A 9,054-nucleotide genomic window follows, 5' to 3' on the forward strand; every position below is an offset into this window, starting at 1 on the left:
TTTTCAGGGTCTGGATTAGCGACACTTCACCCGCTTCCCTGTTTCATCAATAACCTTTTCACCCTCTTCCTTCGAGAAAGCACCTTGCTGTGGCTCCGGAATGATTTCCAGTACAACCTCTGAAGGTCTGCACAGGCGGGTTCCTGCAGGTGTGACAACAATTGGCCTGTTAATCAGGATGGGATATTGCAGCATAAATTCTATCAGTTGCTCATCGGTAAACGTGTCTTCAGCAAGTCCCAGTTGCTCATAAGGCTCAACATTCTTACGCAGCAATGCACGCACCGTAATGCCCATATCTGAAATAAGCTTAATAAGCTCATCGTGGGTCGGGGGCGTATCGAGATAATAAATTATTGTCGGTTCATTGCCGCTGTTACGGATCATCTCCAGCGTGTTACGCGAGGTGCCACAGGCCGGGTTGTGATAGATGGTAATGTTGCTCATATCAGTATCTCATTACAAAGTGACAGAGAGCCGCCACGCCAGCGCGGCCAGAGTGACAAACAGCACGGGCACAGTCATGACAATGCCGGTACGAAAGTAATATCCCCAGGTGATGGTCATATTTTTCTGGGCAAGCACATGCAGCCACAGCAGGGTTGCCAGACTGCCAATCGGGGTGATTTTGGGGCCTAAATCGCAGCCAATCACATTGGCATAAATCATTGCCTCTTTGACGACGCCAGTCGCCGTACTCCCGTCAATTGACAGCGCGCCAATCAGCACCGTCGGCATGTTGTTCATCACTGATGAGAGAAATGCCGTCAGGAAGCCGGTGCCGAACGTCGCTATCCATAACCCCTTGTTTGCCAGCAGGTTCAGCACGCCAGACAGGTACTCCGTGAGTCCGGCATTGCGGAGACCATAGACCACCAGGTACATGCCCAGCGAGAAAATAACAATCTGCCATGGCGCACCGCGCAGGACTTTCCCGGTGTTGATGGCATGACCTCGTTTCGCCACCACAAACAGCACTGCAGCGCCGGCAGCCGCTATCGCACTGACTGGGATCCCCAGCGGCTCCAGAACAAAGAAACCGACAAGCAGCAATAACAGGACAACCCAACCCGCCCTGAAGGTCGCCGGATCCTTTATCGCACTGGCAGGGGACTTCAGCAGAGAAACGTCATACGAGGCCGGAATATCCCTACGGAAGAAGAGATGCAGCATAACCAGCGTGGCCACAATCGCTGCCACATCCACGGGGATCATAATAGAGGCGTACTGCGTAAAGCCCAGACCGAAGAAATCCGCTGAGACGATATTCACCAGGTTAGAAACAATGAGCGGCAGGCTGGCCGTATCCGCAATAAATCCTGCGGCCATGACAAAGGCCAGCATCGTGCCCTGGCTGAACCCCAGTGCGAGTAGCATCGCAATCACAATCGGCGTCAGGATAAGCGCGGCACCGTCATTGGCAAACAACGCAGCAACAGCGGCACCGAGCAACACTATCCAGGTAAAAAGCAGGCGGCCACGCCCGTTACCCCAGCGGGAGACATGCAGTGCTGCCCATTCAAAGAAACCGGACTCATCGAGCAGCAGGCTGATAATGATCACCGCAATAAATGCCGCTGTCGCGTTCCAGACGATATTCCAGACAACGGGAATATCAGCAATATCGATGACACCGGTTCCCAGAGCCAGCACAGCCCCGATACTCGCGCTCCAGCCAATGCTCAGGCCTCTGGGCTGCCAGATCACCAGTACCAGCGTCAGTAAAAATATACTCCCTGCCAAAAGCATCTCAGACTCCATCATATATGATTATGTAAATGTGTTTGCCTGTCTCAGCAGGAGGTGCAGGCTGATTTTTCCAGCCATTCACGCACGTCCTCACGCAGACACTGCCAGGACGTCGTGATTGTCTCCGCTGCCCACGCCGGTATGTGGGGTGACAGACGATAGTGGATCCATTTGCCTTCCCGACGGTCAAGAACCAGCTGAGCTTCGCGAAGGATAGCCATATGTCGCGAGATTTTGGGCTGCGATTCAGAGGTGGCCGCGCAGATATCGCAGACGCACAGTTCTCCGGACTCCCGGAGAAGCATGACGATGGCGAGTCGTGTTTCATCCGACAGAATTTTGAAAAGCTGAACAGGTTGTAGCATTTTTCACTCCGTTCCCTTTAGAATATACATATGGTAAATCATATGTATTTATTTTGAAATCACCTGTTCTCTCCGGAGGAGAAAAATGGAACAATTTCCGGCCCTGAATACTGAATGCTTTGATCAACACATCGCTGGACGGCTCCACCTGCAGGAGCCGCCACGGATCCTGATCCTGTATGGCTCCGTTAGGGAGCGTTCCTACAGCCGCTTTGCCGCGGAGGAAGCAGGGCGCCTGCTGACGGCGATGGGCGCGGAGGTGAAACTCTTTAACCCCTCCGGTTTACCTCTGCCTGATGATGCCCCGGACACGCATCCTAAAGTCACCGAACTACGTGGTTTGGTCAGATGGTGTGACGGGATGGTGTGGAGCTCCCCGGAACGGCACGGGGCTATGAGCGCGGTTATGAAGGCGCAGATCGACTGGATACCCTTAAGTGAAGGCGCGGTTCGACCTTCTCAGGGAAAAACCCTTGCAGTAATGCAGGTCTGTGGCGGTTCGCAGTCTTTCAATGCTGTAAATCAGATGCGCATTCTGGGCCGATGGATGCGGATGTTTACTATCCCCAACCAGTCCTCAGTGGCCAAAGCCTGGCAGGAATTCGATGAGAACGGGCGCATGAAACCCTCATCCTGGTACGATCGTATCGTCGATGTCGCCGAGGAGTTGTTTAAAATCACGCTGCTGCTCAAGGGACAAACCGGTTACCTTGCCGATCGCTACAGCGAACGAAAAGAGAGCCATCAGGCGCTGTCAGAGCGGGTAAATCAGGCAAAAATCTGACCAGGTCAACTATCCGTTGCCTTTGATTCTGCGCTTAACGCAGTTAATCACCTCTGTCTCCTGGAGCAAAACAGACAAGACCAGGGTGTTTTGATCGTCTTGTAAGGTTTTATACCGGTAGCGGGTGTTGGTCGTGTCCTGAATAAAAACCGAATAGTAGTCGTGAGGGGTGCCTTTCTCTGCGCCATTGCGCTGTAACCAGGGTAAATACTGGCGCCAAAGAAATAGCTGGATCCTGTTAATCAGGCTCATGAGTCAGTTCCCTGCGTTAAACCAAACCGTGTGAATCTAGTGTAGTTTGATATCGCGTCGGGCTGAGTGCATTTGGAATGTATGACAGACTGCGCGCGTTTTGCCCGCACGCAGCCGTTGTTAACGCTTATTCGTGAACGATCGCGCCGGCATCTTTCTTAATCGCCGGCCCCTCTTTCACGGTCAAGGTCAGTCCTTTGGTCTCCAGTTCGGCGTTGCGGATACGCAGACCCTGGGCTGCCTCAATATTGACGTTGGTAAAATGGAAACCGCTGAGCGGAGCTTCCGGCGTGCCGATAATATAGGCGGCCGCTTTGCTGTCGCCGGTGGAGGTTAAGTTCTCGACGGTGATATTACTGAAATGCGGGGTTTTGTATTTGTCGAACGGCTGTTTTGGATCGCTGTCCGGCGGATAGATCTGCTCGCCGAGGGTAAATCCGCCCGCCTTCAGCAGCTGATCGACTTCGGCCTCGACAATCGGCGCGGCTTTGTAATAGGCAGAGAAGACCAGCGGCACCTCGACGTTGTGCATTTTGGTGTTGCGGTAAACGATGTTTTTCACTTCGCCGCCTTTACCGCGCGGGCTCTTGATACGGATGCCGTACATCGAGCCTTCAAAGGTGTTGTTTTCCACCAGCACGTTATTGACCCCGCCCGCGCTTTCGCTGCCGATGGAGATCCCGCGCCCCTGTTTCAGGGTGTTATTGGCGATATAGATGTTATCTACCACGCCATCCGGGAAGCGAGGGTCGGCTTTTTCGGCTTTGATGGCGATATGATCGTCATTGCAATCGATGTAGTTGTTGGTGATGCGAATATTCTGGCTGTCGATAGGATCGATAGCGTCGGTGTTGGGCGCATGCCATGGAGAGAGAATGCGCGTGCCGTTGATATCCACATCGCGGGCGTAGCGGGTCACCACGTGGAAGCTCGGCGAATGGGTGAGGGTGACGCCGTCGATCAGCACGTTGTGCGAGCGCGTGATGTAGATCAGTCGTGGCCGATCGGTACCGCCTTTTTTGCCGGTGGCGCGGATGTTTTCCCGCCAGCGTTCCCACCACACCGCACCCTGACCGTCGATGGTGCCTTCGCCGACAATCGCGACGTTTTGTGCATCGGCGACGCTGATAAACGGCAGCCAGCCATTTTCCGCTTCGGCGTATTTGGTTTTTTCATCTGCGCGATACGCGGCGACTTCAGTGGAGGCCACCAGGGTGGCATCTTTCTCCAGCTTTAACTGAATATTATTCTTCAGGAACAGCGGGTTGGTTAAAAAGTTGCCCTTGGGCACCAGCACAGTACCGCCCCCCGCAGCCGCGCAGTCATCAATTGCCTTTTGAATGGCCTCGGTATTGAGCGCAATTTGCAGTCGATGCCCCTCTGCGCCGTACTGGGTAACATCACAGACTTTATCGGGGAACGTAACGGAACTTGCCGCCTGTGCAGAATGAAGCGGCAAAATACCGACGACAGAAGCAGCGGCCCACAGAGGAAGAGTGCGGGAGATCATAAGGTTATCCTTTTATGGTTTATCGTTTCGTAAAAATAGCACCGCCGTTTCTATTTTGTGAGTGCGGGGATCACGCTTTGCCGTATGTCGTTATTTTGCCTAAATATTGGGCGGGATTTTTGGGCGAATGTCTGATTAGATAAGGTTTTTCCAGCTGGCCAGCGCCTTGTTTTTTTTCTCTTCAAATGTCATTAGTAGCCTCTTAAGTCCGTTATATCTCTGGTTATTGTCGGCACAGGTCACTATACGTAAGCGGTTGTATGTAGGGTGGGCGGGTTGATCAAAGGCATGAAATTACGCACTGGCTGAGTGGGGCAGGTCATGATGATTTACGACGTATTTGGTCGATATATAGGGGTTAAGCGTGACGATGAACGCTGGTTAGTCTTCCGCGTTGACCTGACCGAACGAAAGTTTTCCCGGCTTTACGAGGTCATCATTCCTGACGAACTGACCGAAAGCGAGATCCCCGGCTGGCTGGATGATATTTTTCACGAAGCCGCAACCGGGAAACATCCTGATGTGAAACGGATTGAATAACGCATTGAGGGATCAATAGTTCCTCGCAAATGAGCCTCAATTTTTGTATTTCTCCCTGCACGCCAAAGAAAAAGGGGGCTGCCCGGGAAACGGCAAATATCCTATGCTAAGCCTGTTTTTTGAGCAGACATGAGTTGACGAGCTGCTTTGAGCGAAGCGGACATCAGTAATGTAAATAATGTTGTTGTGTTAGACAGTGCGGCTGCTCCTGGCACAAAACGGACTGGCTTAAGGCCGGATGGAACCCGCTATAAGCGAACCTTCTTTTTCCACAAGAATCAAGGCCGTCCTCGGTGAGAGGAACCTCCTGCCCACCTATCGGCGCTAAGACGTTGACCCAATCCATCGAGCACGCTATTACTCCATGCCGGGTGTTAGATTGCTTCCTTCGTCATTATCTCCGCCTAATTTACACTTGCCCGGTGAGTAGCCGAATTTACGCATAAAGGCGCGAGAAAAGGCCTCGGCACTGCCAAAGCCAACCATCGCGGCGGCTGATTTGACGCTTCGTCCGGATCGCAAATTGGCTGCCCCCAGAGCTAAACGCCAACGGGTCAAATACGCACCGGGTGGTTCTCCGACGGTTTTCTTGAAGACTTCAATAAACTGCGCACGGGAAATTCCCGCGATAGTGGAGAGATCGGGGATCTGCCACTTGCGCGCTGGATCATCGTGCATAGCGACAAGACTCATATGCAGCCTGGGGTGGGCAAGCCCCGCTAATAATCCCGCATTAACGGTTCCCCTCGCTATGGCTCGCCTAATGGCTAACACCACGACGACCTCACACAGGCGTGTCTGCACGGTGCCGCCACCGCAACGGGCAACGCCTATCTCCGCGACGATGAGCTCTGCCAGGCTACGTAATTGCGGCATCTCGTCCATGGAAAAGCAAAGCTCGTCTGGCAATGCACCGACCAGGGGATTAGCGCTACCGCCGAAATCAACCCTGGCGGCAGCGCATAACATTGCCCCGAGGGGCAAGCTGCCTGACGATCTGGCACGGTAGAGCAAATGGCTCGGTTCGCCCGTGCCATTGGTATCGATGGTAAGAAGGTTCGCCGAAGTGGTCGAATCGCAATGCTCCACCCGCAGGGGGAAGGCTTTCAGGAAGGCGGTCAACCGGTCATATCTTCGTGGCATATTCAGACTTTCAATCATGCTTTTCTCAAACTCCCTTACCGTGAATCTTTTATTCTACTTCAACGCCATATGATGACCTAAACGATTGACTGGAGAAGCCATGACACAACATTCTGCCGCTAAATTCGACGCTACTCGCGCAGGGGAATACGCACAACAAAGCCGGATTGCCCTGGCCGGATATGATGCCTGCCACGAACTTTCTGCCTGCATGCTCTCAGCTGCAGTGGGAGAAGGAAAGCCTGCGCGTGTGTTGGTGGTAGGTGCCGGAGGAACGGCTGGAGAAATCATCGCCTCTGCGACACTGGAGCCGCACTGGTCTTTTGTCGCCGTCGACCCCTCGCAACCGATGCTGGAACTTGCTCGCGCGAATGTAGCCGGAGCTGGGGTGGCAAACCGGGTTGAAACCGTTCTCGGTGCGCTCGAAGATTTGGATGCTTCCCCCGCGTTTGATGCCGCCATCATGATCGGCGTCCTGCACCATCTACCCGGAGATGAGGCGAAGCACGATATTCTGGCCCAGATTTCCATGCGTCTCAAACCGGGCGCACCACTGGTCGTTGCGGGAAACTATCGCGCGTATGCTTCGCAACCTTTGCTGATGGCGGCATGGGCAAATCGCTGGCGAATGAACGGCGCGGGGGCGGAAGAGATCCAGTCTAAAATGAACAAAATTTTGCAGGGCGCAGAGCCACCTCTGTCGGAAAATGCCGTTTTTGCCTTGCTTAGCGACGCGGGCTTTGAGGATCCCGTACGCTTCTTTTCCAGCCTGTTCTGGGGAGCCTGGCTGGCCCGGCGTGCGCAGGGATGAAGTGATCGACCCGAGGAACAGGCTTTAGTGATGCATTTGTGGCGGGGGCCTGATGGTATTTTGGCGGATGAGCGTTTTAGTTGTCATCGTCCGCCTGCAGGACTGCTGCGAGCGAGGAGCGGACCTTTTACGTAAAATGGAAGAGTCAGATGAAGGCATCTTGAGTCACCCGATCAATTCAACCGGTATATGACTTAAGATCAGGTGATCTTCAGCTTAAACAGCCGATATATTGCAACCCGGCCTGAATCGGTTACGTTCACTTCACGGTATCCCCGTGTACGCGTTACCCATTCTTTTTGCAGGAAAAGTGTAAACAGGGCTGAGCCAGCGTCACCGCCGAGATGGAAACGTCTTTCACTCCAGTCCAGACAGCCGCAACAGGGCTTGCGTCGTGTGCGAGAGTTAAGCAAAACGCCCATTTTCTCAAAATGCATTTTGCCGGCTGATGTCAGTTCTGAGCCATCTGCTTCAAGCCATTTTTCCTGCAGCATAAATTCATAAATATTGACAGCAAGCTCGCCTGCCAGATGGTCATAGCAGGCGCGTGCGTAACGCAGATAGACCGGCGTACTGGAAATGGGGGCTTTGGAAGTACCCATGGAAACTCCCATCAGGTTTTCCAGCAGTCCGGCGATGTGATGGCCCGCAAGGCTGTAATAGCGATGACGCCCCTGCGTCAGGCAAATGACCAGACCGTTGCTGAGAAGTCGGTTCATATGCCCGCTGGTTGTCGAGGCTGCTATGCCAGCCACTACGCTAAGTTCGGTAGCTGTCCATGCGCGCCCGTCCATCAGGGCGCACAGAATACTTACCCTTGACGGGTCAGACAGCGCAGAAGCCACCATTACCATTGATGTTTCAAGGACATCATCTGGCTCACTGTCGCGCTTTGTTTTAACGAGGTTCATTCAGAAGGTATTGCCCATTTTCGGGTTACTTCGGCTGCCCGGGCATCATCATCCGTAATGAGAATGAGCCGGTTACTGTGATCGCTGTACTGTACCAGAATATTGATGCCGTTCCGGGCAATTGTGTCAGCTATTTCTCCCAGCTCTCCGGGCCGTTCCTGAGGTAATTTTCTTACCAGGGGACGACACACGTTGCAGACGTCAAAACCGGCTTCAGTCAACACCTTGCGTGCTTTATAGCCGTCTTCAACCAGGAAATGTGCGTGCCCGCCTTCAGGTCCTGTAAATACGCCACCGCCTTCAAGTCCCACTCCGTTTCCACCCAGTACACTACCCAGTGAACCAAGTGAGCCCGGGCTATTTTTGAGAATAACGTGAATGTCATACATGCTGATTTGTTCCCTTATCAGAAGAGTAATCACGGAATACGCTGGCTACCCGTATTCTGTAGAATGAAAAAATCGACTGCTTACCTTCTTTCTGAGCGGCCTGATGCATTACATTTCGCTTCCATCCGGCTACAGACTCCTCATCTTCCCACCACGACAAAGAAAGAATCTTTCCGGGCATAGTCAGGCTCTGGAAACGCTCAATTGAAATAAAGCCGGGCGTGTCGGATAAGAGAGGCTTCAGCTCCGAAGCGAGCTGAAGATATCTTTCCTGAGCCTCTGGCAGGGCATCTGCCTCAAAAAGTACTGCAATCATGGTCCGCTCCGTTGCTAATTTACGGACAGTTTAATGATGACGAAGGCATGCTGCTTCGGTCGGCACCGAAGTATGCTTGTGCGTTAGCGAAGCCATCGACATGGATAAGCGATGAACAGCAAACTCATAAGTTGAAAGGCGGGACAACATAGAAGTGTGATCCTACCCGCGAATAGTGGACACGCGACTAAGTGAGTAAACTCTCAATCAGAGGTGACTCATGACAAAACCAGCATCAACCAGTAAGAAGCCACGCAAACAGCACACGCCAGAATTCCGCAACG

Annotated in this window: 12 protein-coding genes; 3 read left to right on the plus strand and 9 right to left on the minus strand. The window is 53.0% G+C overall.

The features are described 5' to 3' along the window. Positions 1-15 precede the first annotated feature (15 nt). From arsC to M8014_RS20835, 3 genes are read right to left on the minus strand one after another with little or no spacing between them, the layout of a single operon-like run. Positions 16-447, minus strand: coding sequence for a glutaredoxin-dependent arsenate reductase (arsC, locus tag M8014_RS20825; protein ID WP_271284272.1), 432 nt, complete (start codon positions 445-447; stop codon positions 16-18). Positions 448-459: 12 nt separating this feature from the next. Continuing rightward, on the minus strand, positions 460-1,749 hold the full coding sequence (locus M8014_RS20830) for an arsenic transporter (RefSeq protein WP_079939385.1): 1,290 nt from the start codon (positions 1,747-1,749) through the stop codon (positions 460-462). A gap of 44 nt (positions 1,750-1,793) precedes the next feature. Beyond that, positions 1,794-2,114, minus strand: a complete 321-nt coding sequence (locus M8014_RS20835; protein ID WP_271284273.1) for a transcriptional regulator — start codon at positions 2,112-2,114, stop codon at positions 1,794-1,796. Between the two features lie 85 nt (positions 2,115-2,199). Here M8014_RS20835 and arsH point away from each other — a divergent pair, with 85 nt between their 5' ends. Further along, on the plus strand, positions 2,200-2,898 hold the full coding sequence (gene arsH / locus M8014_RS20840; protein ID WP_271284274.1) for an arsenical resistance protein ArsH: 699 nt from the start codon (positions 2,200-2,202) through the stop codon (positions 2,896-2,898). A 9-nt stretch (positions 2,899-2,907) separates the two neighbouring features. Here the strand turns inward: arsH and M8014_RS20845 are convergent, their stop codons facing one another. Then, entirely contained in the window at positions 2,908-3,150 is a 243-nt protein-coding gene (locus M8014_RS20845; protein WP_271284275.1) for a hypothetical protein, read from the minus strand. Positions 3,151-3,277: 127 nt separating this feature from the next. Continuing rightward, on the minus strand, positions 3,278-4,660 hold the full coding sequence (locus tag M8014_RS20850; RefSeq protein ID WP_271284276.1) for a glycoside hydrolase family 28 protein: 1,383 nt from the start codon (positions 4,658-4,660) through the stop codon (positions 3,278-3,280). A 321-nt stretch (positions 4,661-4,981) separates the two neighbouring features. Here M8014_RS20850 and M8014_RS20855 point away from each other — a divergent pair, with 321 nt between their 5' ends. Next, on the plus strand, positions 4,982-5,200 hold the full coding sequence (locus tag M8014_RS20855) for a DUF7661 family protein (protein ID WP_271284277.1): 219 nt from the start codon (positions 4,982-4,984) through the stop codon (positions 5,198-5,200). Between the two features lie 357 nt (positions 5,201-5,557). Here the strand turns inward: M8014_RS20855 and M8014_RS20860 are convergent, their stop codons facing one another. Then, a complete protein-coding gene (locus tag M8014_RS20860) occupies positions 5,558-6,361 on the minus strand; it encodes a helix-turn-helix transcriptional regulator (RefSeq protein ID WP_271284278.1) in 804 nt (267 codons plus the stop codon). Positions 6,362-6,443: 82 nt separating this feature from the next. On the opposite strand from M8014_RS20860, the gene M8014_RS20865 reads away from it, so the two are divergent. Continuing rightward, positions 6,444-7,154, plus strand: a complete 711-nt coding sequence (locus M8014_RS20865) for a class I SAM-dependent methyltransferase (protein ID WP_271284279.1) — start codon at positions 6,444-6,446, stop codon at positions 7,152-7,154. A gap of 200 nt (positions 7,155-7,354) precedes the next feature. Here the strand turns inward: M8014_RS20865 and M8014_RS20870 are convergent, their stop codons facing one another. Genes M8014_RS20870 through M8014_RS20880 form a run of 3 tightly spaced genes read right to left on the minus strand, consistent with a single transcriptional unit; the run spans position 7,355 to position 8,770 of the window. Beyond that, the gene (locus M8014_RS20870; RefSeq protein ID WP_271284280.1) at positions 7,355-8,065 is read right to left on the minus strand and encodes an ArsR/SmtB family transcription factor; all 711 of its coding nucleotides are present in this window, start codon (positions 8,063-8,065) and stop codon (positions 7,355-7,357) included. Continuing rightward, positions 8,062-8,454, minus strand: coding sequence for an amino acid-binding protein (locus M8014_RS20875; RefSeq protein ID WP_271284281.1), 393 nt, complete (start codon positions 8,452-8,454; stop codon positions 8,062-8,064). The genes M8014_RS20870 and M8014_RS20875 overlap by 4 nt, the downstream gene beginning before the upstream one ends. Continuing rightward, the gene (locus tag M8014_RS20880) at positions 8,447-8,770 is read right to left on the minus strand and encodes an antibiotic biosynthesis monooxygenase family protein (RefSeq protein WP_271284282.1); all 324 of its coding nucleotides are present in this window, start codon (positions 8,768-8,770) and stop codon (positions 8,447-8,449) included. The genes M8014_RS20875 and M8014_RS20880 overlap by 8 nt, the downstream gene beginning before the upstream one ends. Positions 8,771-9,054: the final 284 nt, after the last annotated feature.

The organism is Silvania hatchlandensis, assembly GCF_025564065.1.
Classification (GTDB): Bacteria; Pseudomonadota; Gammaproteobacteria; order Enterobacterales; family Enterobacteriaceae; genus Enterobacter; species Enterobacter hatchlandensis.